The organism is Pseudarthrobacter sp. B907 (genome assembly GCF_040137805.1).
Lineage (GTDB): Bacteria > Actinomycetota > Actinomycetes > Actinomycetales > Micrococcaceae > Arthrobacter.
The window spans coordinates 67,667-81,143 of the sequence record NZ_JBEEQE010000006.1; the positions used below are offsets into that span (position 1 = coordinate 67,667).

Genomic DNA, 13,477 nt, shown 5'->3' on the forward strand with positions numbered 1-13,477 from the left:
ATGATTCAGGTCATTGGTTGAAAAGTCAACTAATGCGACGCAGGGCGACGCCCGCGGGCCGGGCGGGACCGCTAGGGTGGTTCCGTGCCCGCGTCAGCCCCGAGTCCCGTTACGCTTCCACCCCCGGCCCGCCGGCGTGAAATCCTCCGCCTTGCCGTTCCCGCCTTCGGGGCGCTGGTCGCGGAGCCGCTGTTCCTGCTGGCGGACTCCGCCATCGTGGGGCACCTGGGGGTCGCCCAGCTCGCCGGCGTGGGACTGGCCTCGGCGGTTTTGCATACAGCGGTCGGACTCATGGTGTTCCTGGCCTACTCCACAACTCCGGCCGTGGCGCGGGCGGTCGGCAACGGACAGCTGCCCAGGGCGCTGGCGGCCGGCCGCGACGGCGTCTGGCTCGCGCTGCTGCTCGGGCTCGTCCTGGCCGCGGCCGGATTCCTGGCCGCCGAGCCGCTGCTGGACCTGATGGGCGCCCGCGGCGAGGTGCGCACCTATGCCGTGGACTACCTGCGCTTCTCCATGCCCGGCCTGGTGGCGATGCTGCTGGTCTTTGCCGGCACCGGCGTGCTGCGGGGCCTGCAGGACACCCGGACCCCGCTGGCCGTGGCCGCCGCAGGCTTCACCGCCAACATCGCGCTGAACCTTGTCCTGGTCTACGGCCTCCAGCTCTCGGTCACCGGTTCGGCGCTGGGCACCAGCATTGCCCAATGGGGCATGGCGCTGGCCTATGTTGTGATGGTCCAGCGCAACGCCCGCGCCCACGGGGTGTCCCTGCGCCCGGACTGGCGCGGGATCCGGGCGCTGGCCAGGGTGGGCTCCTGGCTGATGCTGCGGACGCTCAGCCTGCGCATCGCCATCCTGGCCACCGTGCTGGTGGCCACCGCCCAGGGCCCGGCCAACCTGGCCGCGCACCAGCTGGCGATGACCATCTTCACCTTCCTCGCATTCGCCCTCGACGCCCTCGCCATTGCCGCCCAGGCCCTCATCGGCAAGGAACTCGGGGCCTCCCGCGCCGCCGCCGCCCGGGAGCTCACCGGCACCATGGTCCGCTGGGGCCTCGGTTTCGGCGCGCTGACCGGGGTCCTGCTCGCCGCCGTCGCCCCGTGGGCCGGGCTCTTGTTCACCCCCGACGACGGCGTCCGGTCCACCCTCACGCTCGCCCTCTGGGTCCTGGCCGCGGGCCAGCCGCTCGCCGGCTACGTGTTTGTCCTGGACGGGGTGCTGATCGGCGCGGGCGATGCGCGGTATCTGGCGATCGCCGGCGTCGTGAATCTGGCCGCCTATCTGCCGCTGCTGCTGGCGGTCCGGCTCTTTGCCCCCGACGGGGCGACCGCGCTGCCCTGGCTCTGGGCCGCCTTCTCGCTCGGCTACATGCTGGCCCGCGCCCTCACACTGGGGCTGCGGGCCCGCACCGACCGCTGGATGCGGCTCGGCGCACACTGACGCGGCCGGGACGCGGCAGCCCCTAAACTGGACGGGTGACTCTCCCCGTATCCCCCCGCACCGCCACTGCCCTGACCGCTGCCGCTGACCTGTGGAAACCCGTGCTGGTCCGGGCCGCCGTCGCGCTGGTGTTCGGCGCCGTCACGGTGTTCTGGGCGGCCCCCTCCGTCGCCGGAATGGGCTGGGCGGGCGGACTCTACCTGCTGGCCAGCGGGGTAGTGCTCATCTGGAGCGTCAAAAAAACCGGCCTGCCGCACGGTGCAGCCGCCGCCAAGACCCTGGCCGCTGCCGGCGCCGTGCTCACGGGGACCGGTGCCGCCGTCGGGCTGCTCCCCGGAAGCCTCGTCTTCGGCACGGTCGGCGCCCTCGGCCTGGGGCTCGCCGGTGCCGCTGAACTCTACCTTGGCCTGGCCACCCGCCGCCGTTCCGTGCTGGCGCGCGACTGGATCGCCTCCGGCGTGATCGGCCTCGGCACCGCGGTGGCGCTGCCCTTCTTCATCGACCTCGGCCCGCACGCGCTGCTGGGTGTTGCCGGCGGCGGCGCGATCATTGGCGGCGTGCTGTGGACCCTGGCGGGGCTGACCCTCCGGCATGATGCGCGGGGGGTTTCCGCGGAGGCCGTAAACTAGAGGGGACAGGTTCTACCCTGCGTAGAACAATCGCGGTATCACGACTGCCACGCCTGCCCGGCGCTGGCGGCAGGAGGAAAGCACCTTGGCAGAGCAGAAATCAGGAGAACGCCGCAGCCTGCGGACCTCGGTCAAGGGACCGCTGATGTTCTCCGCGTTCTGGGCAGTGCTGGCCTTTGTCGCCGTCCTGATTTTCGCCTCCGGTGGCAGCGCCAGGGCCCCCCGCTTCGACCTGGCCTTCACCGGCGCGGGTATCGTCTTCATCGTCACACTCGTGATCGCCGCCATGCTCTCGATGAGCTACAAGGACAACGCCGAGCACCTCGGCAAGGGCTCCGGGGTGAACCTGAGCTCGAAGCGGCCGGGCTCCTCCCACGGCGGCCCCGGCACGCAGCCGGCCCCCGAGGCTGACGACGCCGGCGGCGAACTCCGCTAGGACGCGGCCTTCCGCGCCCGGTAGGCCGCCACATGCGCGCGGTTGGCGCAGTTCCCGGTATCGCAGTAGCGCTTTGAGCGGTTCCGGCTGAGATCCAGCACGACGGCGTCGCAGTCTTCCGCGGCGCAGACCAGCATCCGGTCCATTTCCTTGCTGCGGATCACATCCACCAGGGCCATCGCGGCCTCGGTGCTCATCCGATCGGCCAGCGGAGCTTCCGGCGTGGTCGCGTGCAGGTGCCAGTCCCACTGATCGTGTTTGACCAGTTGCGGGAGCGCCCGGGCCTCACGCAGTAGCCGGTTGACGGTCTCTACTGCGGCGCCCTCGCCGGCCAGCCAGAGAGCGGCCAGTTCGGCACGCAGCCGGTGCACGCTCGCCAGTTCCGCAGCGTCCCGGGTCCGCGAGCCGGTGAAGCCCTCGGCGGCGAGGAAGCGGTCCAGGTCCTCGACGGTGGCCAGCTGCTCCTCCCCGTTGGCCGCCGTGTTGATCAGGCCGACCACCGAGCGCAGCGCAACTTCTGTGTCAGGGGCAAAAACCATCTTGACTCCTTACGTTGGCCGGGCGTACTGTCATGACCATAACCCTACTTTACTCCTGACAGGAGGCAGTCCGTGTCTGCCGCACGCCGCCCCGCCGCGCCCTCGGGCCTGAACCAGCCGACCCGGCACGCCGCCGGCCCAAAGGGCGCAGGCCCAAGGTCCGACGCCACGGGCTTCCTGGCCTCGGGGCTGGGCGTGGCCCTGTTCTCCTCGGCCGTGTTCGGCCTCTCCGGATCCTTTGCCAAGGCGCTGCTGGAGACCGGCTGGACGCCCGGCGCCGCGGTGACCGCGCGGCTCAGCGGGGCCGCGCTGGTGCTGGCCGTCCCGGCCGCCCTCGCCTTGCGCGGCCGCTGGCACCAGCTCCGGGACAACTGGCTCACCGTGCTGCTGTTCGGCCTGATCGGCGTGGCCGCGTGCCAGCTGTTCTACTTCAACGCCGTCGAACGGCTCTCGGTCGGCGTCGCGCTCCTGCTCGAATACCTGGCCCCGGTCATCATCGTGCTGTGGCTCTGGGGGGCCAGCCGGAAGCGGCCGCGGCCGCTCACGATTGCCGGCACGCTGCTCTCGCTCGCCGGACTGGTCCTGGTGCTGGACCTCACCGGGGCGGTGAAGATCGATCTCATCGGTGTGATGTGGGGGATCGCGGCCGCCGTCTGTCTGGCCATCTACTTCTTCATCACGGCCAGGGAGAACGACACCCTGCCGCCGATCGTGCTGGCGTCCGGCGGGCTCGTGGTGGGCGCGCTGGTGATGTGGCTGGCCGCGGCCACCGGGCTGCTGCCGATGGCCGCCAGCCCGGCCGACACCCGGCTGGGCCCCTGGGTCACGCCCTGGTGGGTAGCGCTGGGCGGCCTGGTGGTCCTGGCCACCGTGCTCGCCTACGTGTCCGGCATTGTGGCCGCGCGGGCGCTGGGCTCCAAGGTGGCGTCCTTCGTCTCGCTCACCGAGGTGCTGTTCGCCGTGATCTGGGCCTGGCTGCTCCTCGGTGAGCTACCCGGCCCGGTCCAGCTCCTGGGCGGTGTGCTGATCGTGGGCGGGGTGGTGCTGGTCCGGCTTGACGAGCTCCGGCGGCCCGCCGCGCTGCCCGCGGAACTCGACCACGCGAACGACGTCGAACCCGTGCCCTGAGCGGCCGCGCCCGCCGCGGCGGCGGACGGCCCGGACGCGGGGCTACTTGCCGAAGCTGCGCAGCCGGAGCGAGTTGGCCACCACCAGCACGGAGCTCGCCGCCATCGCCGCGCCCGCGATCATCGGGTTGAGCAGGCCAAGCGCGGCCACCGGGATGCCCACTGCGTTGTAGAAGAAGGCCCAGAACAGGTTCGTTTTGATCGTCGCCAGCGTCCGGCGGGACAGTTCGATCGCCTGTCCGACCTGCCCCAGCTCGTTTCCCATCACGGTCAGGTCCGCAGCCTCGATGGCAACGTCCGTGCCGGAGCCCATGGCAATGCCGAGGTCCGCCTGCGCCAGCGCCGGTGCGTCGTTCACGCCGTCGCCGGCCATCGCCACCGTGGCGCCGCCGGCCTGCAGTTTCCGGACCGCGTCCACCTTGCCCTCCGGCAGCACCCCCGCGAAGACGTCCTCGGCCGGGATGCCAAGGGCGGCGGCAACCTGGCCGGCCACCGCGGCGTTGTCGCCGGTCAGCAGGATGGGCCGCAGCCCCAGCTCGCGGAGCCGGGCGATGGCCGCCGCGGAACCGGGCTTCAGCGTGTCGCGCAGGCTGATGATGCCCGCCGGTTCGCCGTCCACGGCCACCCAGACGGCGGTGGCCCCGGCGTCCTCCGCGGCGGCCAGGGCTTCCTGCTGCGGGCCGGAGACGGTGACGCCGTTCTCCTGCAGCCAGCCGGACCGGCCCACCGTGACGAGGCGCCCGTCCACGCTGCCGCGGACACCGCCTCCCGGCGCCGAGTGGAAGCCGGTGACGGCGGGCAGCGCGGCGTCGCCGCCGTTCTCCTGCCCGGCAGCGAGTGCCGCAGCCGCGATGGCCCGGGCGACGGGATGTTCGGAGGCGGCCTCCGCCGCGCCGGCGAGGCGCAGGACCTCACCCTCGCCGAACGGGGCGAAGGCGCGGGTGCCGTCAACGGCGAGGTGGCCGGTGGTGACGGTGCCGGTCTTGTCCAGCAGGATGGTGTCCACGGTGCGGGTGTCCTCGAGCACCTGCGGTCCCTTGATCAGGATGCCCAGCTGGGCGCCGCGGCCGGTCCCGGTGAGCAGGCCGACCGGGGTGGCCAGGCCGAGGGCGCACGGGCAGGCGATGACCAGCACGGCGACGGCGGCCGTGAAGGCGGCGCGGAGCTCGGCGTCGTTGACGGCGGGGCCGGCGGCGAGCAGCCAGGCAGCGAAGGTGGCCGCGGCGATGGCGAGGACCACGGGGACGAAGACGGCGCTGATCCTGTCCGCGAGCCGGGCGATCGGCGCCTTCCCGGACTGCGCCTGGGAGACCAGCCGGCCCATCTGGGCCAAGGTCGTGTCTGCGCCCACCCGGGTGGCGCGGACCAGGATCCGGCCGGAGGTGTTGATCGTGGCGCCGGTGACCGGGCTGTCCGGCCCGACCTCCACCGGCACCGATTCCCCGGTAACGAGCGAGGCGTCGACGGCGGACGTGCCCTCGATCACCACCCCGTCGGTGGCGATCTTCTCGCCGGGGCGGACGACGAGGACGTCCCCGACCCGGAGCCTCTCCGCGGGCACCTTGAACTCGAGCCCGTCCCGGAGCACGGCCGCGTCCTTGGCGCCCAGGTCCAGCAGGGCCTTTAGCGCGTCGCCGGCCTTCTGTTTGGCGTTTGCCTCCAGGTAGCGCCCGAGCAGCAGGAAGGTGGTGACGACGGCGGCGACCTCGAAGTACAGTCCGCCGGAGCCCATGCCCTCCATGCCCGGGTGCTCGGTCAGGCGGGGATCGGCCAGCAGCTGCCACGCCGAGAAGGCGTAGGCGGCCGTGACGCCGATTGACACGAGCGTGTCCATGGTGGAGGACAGGTGCCGGGCATTCACCGCGGCGGCCCGGTGGAACGGCCAGGCCGCCCAGCTGACCACGGGCAGCGCCAGGGCGCCGGCAACCCAGCCCCAGTTCGGGAACTGGAAAGCCGGGAACATGGAGATCAGGAACACCGGGACGGTAAGGGCGGCCGCGGCCATCAGGCGGGGACCCAGCGTCGTCGACGGGCCTGCGGCCGGCGCCTCGGCTGCCGCGTCCCGGGGCGTCTTGAGCGTGGCCTTGTAGCCGGCGGCGTTCACCGTGGCGGTGATTTGCTCGTCCGTGATGCCTGCCGGAACGGTGACCCGGGCGGACTCCAGCGGCAGGTTGACGGAGGCGGTGACGCCGTCGAGCTTTCCGAGCTTGCGTTCGACCCGGCCCACACAGGAGGCGCAGGTCATGCCCTCGATGTCGAGTTCAATCACCCGGCTTCCGGGCTGGTCCAGCAGTTGCGCGTTGCTCACGGTATCTACCCCTTCGGTCCTGATCGGTAAGTGCTGCCCGGCGGCGGGCTCAGGCCTCGTTCGCTACCACCAGGTAGCCGGCTTCGGCGACCGCTTCGCCGATCTCGGCGGGCGAGAGCGGCTTGTCGGAGGTGATCGTCACGGTCGAGACGCCGCCGGCGTTCAGGTCGACGTCGACGCTTTCGACACCGGCCAGCGCCTCGAGTTCCTCGGAAACGGAGGACACGCAGTGCCCGCACGTCATGCCGGATACTTCAACGGTGGTGGAAACGGTGCTCATGGCTAGCTCCTTGGTGGGGGACTGGGGGTTGCCCAGCCCGATGGTGTGGTGAGTGGTGTTGCCGCTACCGCAGCAGGCGCCCGATGGCATCGGTGGCCTCCTTCACTTTGAAGTCGATGGCTTCAGCCCGAAGTTCCGGATCCGGCTCCGCCGCCGCACCGACCACGCAATGGCCGATGTGCTCCTCCACCAGCCCGAGGCTGACGGCGTGCAGGGCCTTGGTGACGGCGGCGACCTGGGTCAGGATGTCGATGCAGTACTTGTCCTCATCGACCATCCGGGCGATGCCGCGGACCTGCCCCTCGATCCGTTTGAGCCGCTTGAGGTAGGCATCCTTGTTGGCGGAGTAGCCGTGCTGCTGGGGCGCGGTGCCTTCCAGGGCGGCCGTGGCGGAGGCGTCGGACTCGTTCATGCCCCCAACATATACCCCCTAGGGGTATCTTGCAAGTACCCTCCGGGGGTATCGTGGCCGCGCCCGGCCGGACCCGGAAATTAAAGAGCTCCGGAGTGCGTTATTGGGGGATACGCACTCCGGAGCAGCTATGGGGTAGGGGGTTTCCCGCCTACGACTACAACCTTACTTGGCGGTAGCGACGATGCGCCAGCACCTCGAATAACTACTTTCGCTTTATTTTCCCGGGTCCGGCCGGGGCCCGAATCCCCGGGAGGCCGGGCCGTCCGCTGACAGCTGGCCGGCATGGAAATCGAAGTGGTCAACCGGGTAGGCGTAGACGTCCGCCAGCGACATCCTGGGCCGGAAAAACGGATCCCAGCGCTCGGGAAAAGACATGCAGCGGCCCAGTTGTCCGGGGGTCTCGCTCGCCAGGCGGCGCTCCAAAGCCGAGGTGGTGCGGCGGAGTTTCGCGGCCATCCGGCGGCGGTTGAACACGCGGGCGCCGGCCTTTGAGCCCCAGTAGTTGACGACGTCGAACGGGGCCGTCCCGGCGTTGAGAAGCCGCGCGAAGCCGCGGTTGACGGGAAGCGGCAGCCGGCCAAAGACGCGCACCAGCGGCAGCAGCGCCAGCACCACCATGTAGCCGAACACCATGTGGTAGAGCAGTTCCTCGTTGCTCCAGCGGGTTCCTGCGCTGCGCCGCCGCAGCCACTCCGGCGTGGCGGCGGCCAGGCAGGCCTCCAGCTCGGCGCAGTTCCGGCGGTAGCCGGCGGCCACGTCCGCGCGGTCAAAGCGCTCAAAGGGAACAGGGCTGTTGGGGCGGCCTTCGGGAGCGGCGGGGTCAGGAACCACGGCGGGACCCGCCCGGTCCGCTGGCACGGGCGGGAACGATCAGGATGGGCCGGTCCTGGTGGTGGCTCAGCCAGGCGGCCACCGAGCCGTTAAGGGCGGCGGTGATCCGGTGCCCCAGCCCGGGTTCGGGGGTGCCCACCACGATCATGGCTGCGCCGGCGTCCGCCGCCAGCCGCCCGAGCGCCCGGGCCGGATCCCCGGCCAGGGTCCGCAGGCTCCACTCGACGCCGGGACCCTCGCAGGCCGCGGCAATCTCGGAGCGCAGGCGCTCCGTCTGCGCCCGGAGTCCCTCGTTGTCCGCCTCGGGGTGCAGCGAGAGCCGGTGGGCGGAACGGGCCGGATCCCACTCCACCAGGTAGCTGGCCTCGTCGACGAAGGCGCAGACCAGCGGCGCGGCAAGGACCCGGGCCAGCTCCACGGCGGTTTCGAGCACCTCGGGCGACCGTCCGGGGAGGACACCGACAACCAGCGGTGGATGGGGCGTGCGCTCGGCGGGCATGGTCCATTTTTGCCCACATCCGGGCTGTCCGGCTAGGGCCATCCTGCCCGAGGCAGCTCTTGCCGGGGTGCTCAGTGCCGCCGACCTGGACTTCGTCGAGACCCAGTCAGAGTTCGTCGACTGAATGGGGCTTAAACCATTGCGGCGGCCGGGCCGGGGTGGTTGCATGTAGGGCATGGCTACCGCAGAGAGTTACGTCCTGGCGATTGGAACCAAGAAGGGCCTTTGGCTGGCAACCAGCCCGGACCGCCGAAACTGGTCGCTGTCCGGCCCACACTTCCTGATGAGCGAGGTCCCCAGCATCGGCATCGATACCCGCGACGGCCGGACGCGGATCCTGGTCGGGGTCCGCTCGGAGCACTGGGGACCCACGGTCTTCCATTCCGACGACCTCGGCGAAACCTGGCACGAGCCCGAAAACGGCGCCATCCGATTCCCCGAGGACACGGACGCCGCACTGGAGCGCGTCTGGCAGATCCACCCCGACGCCGAGTCCCGCCGCGGCGTCGTGTGGGCCGGCTGCGAGCCGATTTCTGTCTGGAAGTCCACCGACGGCGGTGAGCACTTCGAACTCAACCGCGGCTTGTGGGACCACCCGCACCGGAGCGAATGGGGGGCCGGCTACGGCGGGGCCGCGGCCCACTCGATCGTCGTCAACCCCGACGGTGACAAGGTGCACGTGGCGATGAGCACCGGCGGCGTCTACCGCTCGCTCGACGGCGGCACCTCGTGGGAGCCGCGGAACAAGGGGATCTCGGCCCGCTTTAACCCCGACCCCTACCCCGAATTCGGCCAGTGCGTCCATAAGATCGCGGCGGACGCCGCCGTCGACGGCCGCCTGTACGCCCAGAACCACCACGGCGTCTACCGCAGCGACGACGGCGCCGAAAGCTGGGAGTCGATCGCCGAGGGCCTGCCGGCGGACTTTGGCTTCGTGATGCTCACGCATCCGCGCCGCTCCGGCACAGCATGGGTCATCCCGCTCAAGGCCGACGGGGAACGTATCCCGCCGGACGGCAAGCTCGCCGTGCACCGGACCGACGACGCCGGGGCGAGCTGGAAACGGCTGGATGACGGCCTTCCGCAGGCCGAGTTCAACGCCGTGCTCCGCGACGCGGCCTGCGTCGACGCGGCCGAACCCGCCGGCGTCTACTTCGGCACCCGCGGCGGCAGCGTCTACGCCAGCGCGGACGAGGGCGACCACTTCACCGAGGTGGCCTCGCACCTGCCGGACGTGCTCTGTGTCCGGGCCGCGCAGGTGACCGGCGCCCGGGTGACCGGCGGCCACGCGGACGCCCTCGCCGGGGCCGAGGTTGCCGGGTGAGGCGCACCGTTGCCTGACATCAGCGTGGTGCTCCCCAGCGTGCTGCAGCCCCTGGCCGGCGGGCAGTCCGTCCTGACTGCGCCCGCAGAGGGGGCCGTGAGCGTCCGGTGGCTGCTGGACGCGGTGGCCGGTGACTTCCCCGCGCTGTCCAGGCGGCTGCGGGACGAGACCGGTGCCGTCCGCCGTTTCGTGAATATCTACGTCAACGGCAACGAAATCCGGCGCCTGCAGGGCCTGGGCACCGAGGTGGCCCCGGGCCAGGAAGTGCTGATCATCCAGTCCGTGGCCGGCGGCTAACGCCTCAGGCCACGCGCCAGAGGCTGCATTCGTCCGTGTTGACGGCCTTGCGCGTGCCGGACTGCCGGTCCAGGATCCAGACAACGCCGATTCCCGGTGCCGTCTCCTGCACGCAGCCGCGGCGGATTACAACGTCGTCGTAGTTCGGTCCGACCCGCAGCCGCGCCTCGATCTCGTCGCCGCGGTGCAGCTGGTCAAGGGCGCGGACTCTGGTGATCTGGGCTTTGGCTTCCTTCAACATCGCTGGCCTCCTGGACTGGAGCTGGTGCCTGCTCTTGCCGGCACTTCCAGTGTCCGGCGCCAATGTTGCCGCCGCGTTTCCGCCCGGTAAGCGCTGGGTTAGTTTTCCGCGGGGCGCCTCCTGAGGGGTTCCGGCTGCCGGGCGGGGCGTTCAGGGGCTCAGCCGGTCCTCCGGATGGTGGATCCGGAACCAGCGGTAACCGTAACGGCCCAGCTCCAGTTCGAAGCCGCCGTCGTCCTGAAGCGGGATATCCTCGCCGTCGAGCAGGTCCTGCAGCACCGCGCCGGCGTAGGAACGGCCGGGCTCCCCGAGTGTGGCCGCGCTTGCGGTGACCGAGGCGGGTTCGGCCCCGAAGTTGTGCGCGAGGAGGAGGGCGGAGTCGTCCCGGCTGCAGCGGTGCAGCAGCACCCGGGCGACAGGCTGCTTGACCAGCTCGAACCGGCCCCAGCCGAGCTCGGGACTTTCGCGGTAGCGCTGGATGAGCACCGCGATGAAGTTCCACAGCGACTCCGGATCCCGTTTGGCCGCGGCGGCGTTGATGTTCTTGGGTCCGAAGTAGCCGTCCACCACCCGGGCCACCAGCTCCCGCTCGGGGGCGGTGGAGAAGCCGCCGTTGGCGGTGTCGTTCCACTGCATCGGGGAGCGGACGGCGGAACGTCCGTCCGCCCGCAGGTCCTCGCCCATCCCGAGCTCCTCGCCGTAGAAGAGCACGGGGGTGCCGGGCAGCGAGAACATCAGCGAATAGACCATGCGGATCCGGGCCGGGTCGCCGTCGAGCATGGTCGGCAGCCGGCGCCGGAGCCCGCGGCCGTACATTTGCATGTCCTCATCCGGTCCGAAGGCGGCAAAGACTTCCTCCCGCTCCGAGTCGCTGAGCTTGTCCAGGGTCAGTTCGTCGTGGTTGCGGACAAACATGGCCCACTGGTTGTCCGGATGGATTGCCGGCCGGGAGGCCAGCGTCCGGGCCAGCGGCCTGGCATCCCCGCGCGCCAGCGAGAGGTACATGTTCTGCATGGAGAGAAAGTCGAACTGCATGTTCAATTCATTGCCCGCCGCGCCGCCAAAGTACTTGAGCTGCTCCTTGTAGGGCAGGTTGACCTCGCCGAGCAGCACTGCGCTGCCGTGCCGGCGGTTCAGGAAGCTGCGCAGGGCGCTGAGATAGTCGTGCGGATCAATGCGGGCGCGCTTGTCCCTGGGTTCGCCCCGCAGTTCCAGGAAAAACGGGACCGCATCGAGCCGGAAGCCGTCGAGTCCCAGCTGCAGCCAGAAGCCCATGGACTTGGCGATCTCGTCCCGGACTGAAGGATTCATCACGTTCAGGTCGGGCTGGAATTTGGCGAACATGTGCAGGTACCACTCGCCGGTGGACTTGTCCTTGGTCCAGATGGACGTTTCCTCGCCGGGGAACACCACCTGGTCCGAGGTGTCCGGCGGGGTGTCCTTGCGCCACACGTAGTAGTCCCGGTAGGGGTTGTCCACCGATTTGCGGGCTTCCACGAACCAGGGGTGCTTGTCCGAGGTGTGGTTGATGACAAAGTCAGCGATCACCCGGATGCCGCGGTCATGCGCCGTGCGGATGAATTCCACGACGTCGCCGAGGGTGCCCAGCCGGCCGTCGACACCGTACATGTCGGTGACGTCGTACCCGTCGTCGCGGTCCGGCGAGGGGTAGAAGGGCATCAGCCAGATGCAGGTGACGCCCAGGGCGGCCAGGTAGTCCACCCGCTGGGTCAGGCCGGCGAAGTCCCCGGTCCCGTCGCCGTCGTCGTCGAAAAAAGTCTCCGGGTCCAGGCAGTAGATCACGGCGTTCTTCCACCAGAGGTCGGAGGTCCCGGCGATCCTCATGCCGTCTGCTCGTGCGGGGTGTGGAATCCGGTGGTAGCCATCGTCAATGTCTACCCTCGGTATCCGGGTCTGTCGAGGGCATCCCGCCGGGCAGCAGTCCGGGCCGGGCGCCGGGGGATCGACGCGGGCGGTCCGCCGCGCCAGAATAGGGCCCATGCGACTGCCCCTGATGCCCCCGATCGCGCCGATGCTGGCGAAAGCCGTCGGCGCCCTGCCGGCGGGGGCCATGAGCTTCGAGCCCAAGTGGGACGGCTTCCGGTCCATCATCTTCCGCGACGGTGACGAGGTGGAGATCGGCAGCCGCAACGGCAAACCCCTGACCCGCTACTTCCCGGAGCTGGTGGAGGCGCTGAAGCTGAATCTCCCACCGCGGTGTGTGCTCGACGGCGAGATCATCCTGGTGGGGGCCGCCGGGGACCGCCTTGACTTCGACGCGCTCCAGCAGCGGATCCATCCCGCCGCCAGCCGGGTCCGCCTGCTCGCGGACCAGACCCCCGCGAGCTTCGTCGCGTTCGACCTGCTGGCGCTGGACGAGGAGGATTTCACCGCCCGGCCGTTCGAGGAGCGCCGCGCGGCCCTGGAACGGGTGCTCGCGGGCAGCTCCGCGCCGGTGCACCTGACCGCCGCGACCCGGGACCGGGACACCGCGGGACGGTGGTTCCGGCAGTTCGAGGGCGCCGGCCTGGACGGGATCGTGGCCAAGGCGCTGGGCTCCGGGTACCAGCCGGACAAGCGCACCATGTTCAAGGTCAAGCACGAACGCACCGCGGACTGTGTCCTGGCCGGGTACCGGGTGCACACCTCCGGCCCGGACCGGATCGGTTCGCTGCTGCTGGGACTTTACGACGACGACGGCGTGCTGGCCAACGTGGGCGTGGTGGGTGCATTCCCGATGCAGCGCCGCATGGACCTGTTCGAGGAACTCCAGCCGCTGGTCACCGGTTTCGCGGACCACCCGTGGGCGTGGGCCCGGCAGGAGGAGGGGGCGCGGACGCCGCGCAACGCCGAAGGAAGCCGGTGGAGCGGGGGCAAGGACCTGGGTTTCACGCCGCTGCGCCCGGAACGGGTGGTCGAAGTGAAATATGACCACATGGAGGGGCCGCGGTTCCGGCACACCACCCAGTTCGTCCGCTGGCGGCCGGACCGGGACCCCGCCTCCTGCACCTACGCCCAGCTGGAGGAGCCGGTCAGCTACGACCTGGCCGCGGTGCTCGGCGCCGGCGGGCCGCCGTCCGGCGGCTGAACCGCCCGCCGTCGGGCGCTCCACAG

The 13,477-nt window shown here is 70.6% G+C and carries 15 protein-coding genes; 7 read left to right on the forward strand and 8 right to left on the reverse strand.

Features of this window, described 5'->3' with window-relative positions; all coding sequences use genetic code 11:
* The first annotated feature begins 84 nt into the window (after positions 1 to 84).
* The 3 genes from ABLI39_RS07010 to ABLI39_RS07020 all read left to right on the forward strand — a co-directional run bounded on the left by ABLI39_RS07010 (position 85) and on the right by ABLI39_RS07020 (position 2,502).
* Positions 85 to 1,437, forward strand: a complete 1,353-nt coding sequence (locus ABLI39_RS07010; RefSeq protein WP_349412718.1) for an MATE family efflux transporter — start codon at positions 85 to 87, stop codon at positions 1,435 to 1,437.
* 35 nt (positions 1,438 to 1,472) lie between these two features.
* Positions 1,473 to 2,066, forward strand: a complete 594-nt coding sequence (locus ABLI39_RS07015) for a hypothetical protein (protein ID WP_349412719.1) — start codon at positions 1,473 to 1,475, stop codon at positions 2,064 to 2,066.
* Positions 2,067 to 2,151: 85 nt separating this feature from the next.
* Positions 2,152 to 2,502 carry a hypothetical protein gene (locus tag ABLI39_RS07020; protein ID WP_349412720.1) on the forward strand — a complete coding sequence of 117 codons (351 nt, stop codon included), beginning with the start codon at positions 2,152 to 2,154 and terminating at the stop codon, positions 2,500 to 2,502.
* Here the strand turns inward: ABLI39_RS07020 and ABLI39_RS07025 are convergent.
* A complete protein-coding gene (locus ABLI39_RS07025) occupies positions 2,499 to 3,041 on the reverse strand; it encodes a CGNR zinc finger domain-containing protein (RefSeq protein WP_349412721.1) in 543 nt (180 codons plus the stop codon). The two genes, ABLI39_RS07020 and ABLI39_RS07025, sit on opposite strands and share 4 nt — an antisense overlap.
* Positions 3,042 to 3,218: 177 nt before the next feature.
* Between ABLI39_RS07025 and ABLI39_RS07030 the strand changes: the two genes are divergently transcribed.
* A complete protein-coding gene (locus ABLI39_RS07030) occupies positions 3,219 to 4,169 on the forward strand; it encodes an EamA family transporter (protein WP_349412861.1) in 951 nt (316 codons plus the stop codon).
* A 42-nt stretch (positions 4,170 to 4,211) separates the two neighbouring features.
* Here ABLI39_RS07030 and ABLI39_RS07035 read toward each other — a convergent pair whose 3' ends face one another.
* The 5 genes from ABLI39_RS07035 to ABLI39_RS07055 all read right to left on the reverse strand — a co-directional run bounded on the left by ABLI39_RS07035 (position 4,212) and on the right by ABLI39_RS07055 (position 8,501).
* Positions 4,212 to 6,476 (reverse strand): heavy metal translocating P-type ATPase, encoded by a 2,265-nt coding sequence (locus ABLI39_RS07035; RefSeq protein WP_349412722.1) that lies wholly within the window; start codon positions 6,474 to 6,476, stop codon positions 4,212 to 4,214.
* 49 nt (positions 6,477 to 6,525) lie between these two features.
* Positions 6,526 to 6,756: a heavy-metal-associated domain-containing protein gene (locus ABLI39_RS07040; RefSeq protein ID WP_146336265.1), complete on the reverse strand. Its 231-nt coding sequence runs from the start codon at positions 6,754 to 6,756 to the stop codon at positions 6,526 to 6,528.
* Between the two features lie 64 nt (positions 6,757 to 6,820).
* On the reverse strand, positions 6,821 to 7,168 hold the full coding sequence (locus tag ABLI39_RS07045; RefSeq protein WP_349412723.1) for a metal-sensitive transcriptional regulator: 348 nt from the start codon (positions 7,166 to 7,168) through the stop codon (positions 6,821 to 6,823).
* 216 nt (positions 7,169 to 7,384) lie between these two features.
* The gene (locus ABLI39_RS07050) at positions 7,385 to 8,002 is read right to left on the reverse strand and encodes a DinB family protein (RefSeq protein WP_349412724.1); all 618 of its coding nucleotides are present in this window, start codon (positions 8,000 to 8,002) and stop codon (positions 7,385 to 7,387) included.
* On the reverse strand, positions 7,992 to 8,501 hold the full coding sequence (locus ABLI39_RS07055) for a universal stress protein (protein ID WP_349412725.1): 510 nt from the start codon (positions 8,499 to 8,501) through the stop codon (positions 7,992 to 7,994). Before ABLI39_RS07055 ends, ABLI39_RS07050 begins: the two co-directional genes overlap by 11 nt.
* 175 nt (positions 8,502 to 8,676) lie before the next feature.
* On the opposite strand from ABLI39_RS07055, the gene ABLI39_RS07060 reads away from it, so the two are divergent.
* Both ABLI39_RS07060 and ABLI39_RS07065 read left to right on the forward strand, forming a co-directional pair.
* Positions 8,677 to 9,825: a WD40/YVTN/BNR-like repeat-containing protein gene (locus ABLI39_RS07060; protein ID WP_349412726.1), complete on the forward strand. Its 1,149-nt coding sequence runs from the start codon at positions 8,677 to 8,679 to the stop codon at positions 9,823 to 9,825.
* A gap of 9 nt (positions 9,826 to 9,834) precedes the next feature.
* Positions 9,835 to 10,122, forward strand: a complete 288-nt coding sequence (locus tag ABLI39_RS07065; RefSeq protein WP_349412727.1) for a MoaD/ThiS family protein — start codon at positions 9,835 to 9,837, stop codon at positions 10,120 to 10,122.
* 4 nt (positions 10,123 to 10,126) lie between these two features.
* On the opposite strand, the gene ABLI39_RS07070 is transcribed toward ABLI39_RS07065, so the two are convergent.
* The gene (locus tag ABLI39_RS07070; RefSeq protein WP_146336271.1) at positions 10,127 to 10,363 is read right to left on the reverse strand and encodes a hypothetical protein; all 237 of its coding nucleotides are present in this window, start codon (positions 10,361 to 10,363) and stop codon (positions 10,127 to 10,129) included.
* Positions 10,364 to 10,513: 150 nt separating this feature from the next.
* Positions 10,514 to 12,208, reverse strand: a complete 1,695-nt coding sequence (locus ABLI39_RS07075; protein WP_349412728.1) for an alpha-amylase family protein — start codon at positions 12,206 to 12,208, stop codon at positions 10,514 to 10,516.
* Between the two features lie 154 nt (positions 12,209 to 12,362).
* Between ABLI39_RS07075 and ABLI39_RS07080 the strand changes: the two genes are divergently transcribed.
* Complete coding sequence (locus tag ABLI39_RS07080) at positions 12,363 to 13,451, forward strand: ATP-dependent DNA ligase (protein ID WP_349412729.1); 1,089 nt, start codon at positions 12,363 to 12,365, stop codon at positions 13,449 to 13,451.
* Positions 13,452 to 13,477: the final 26 nt, after the last annotated feature.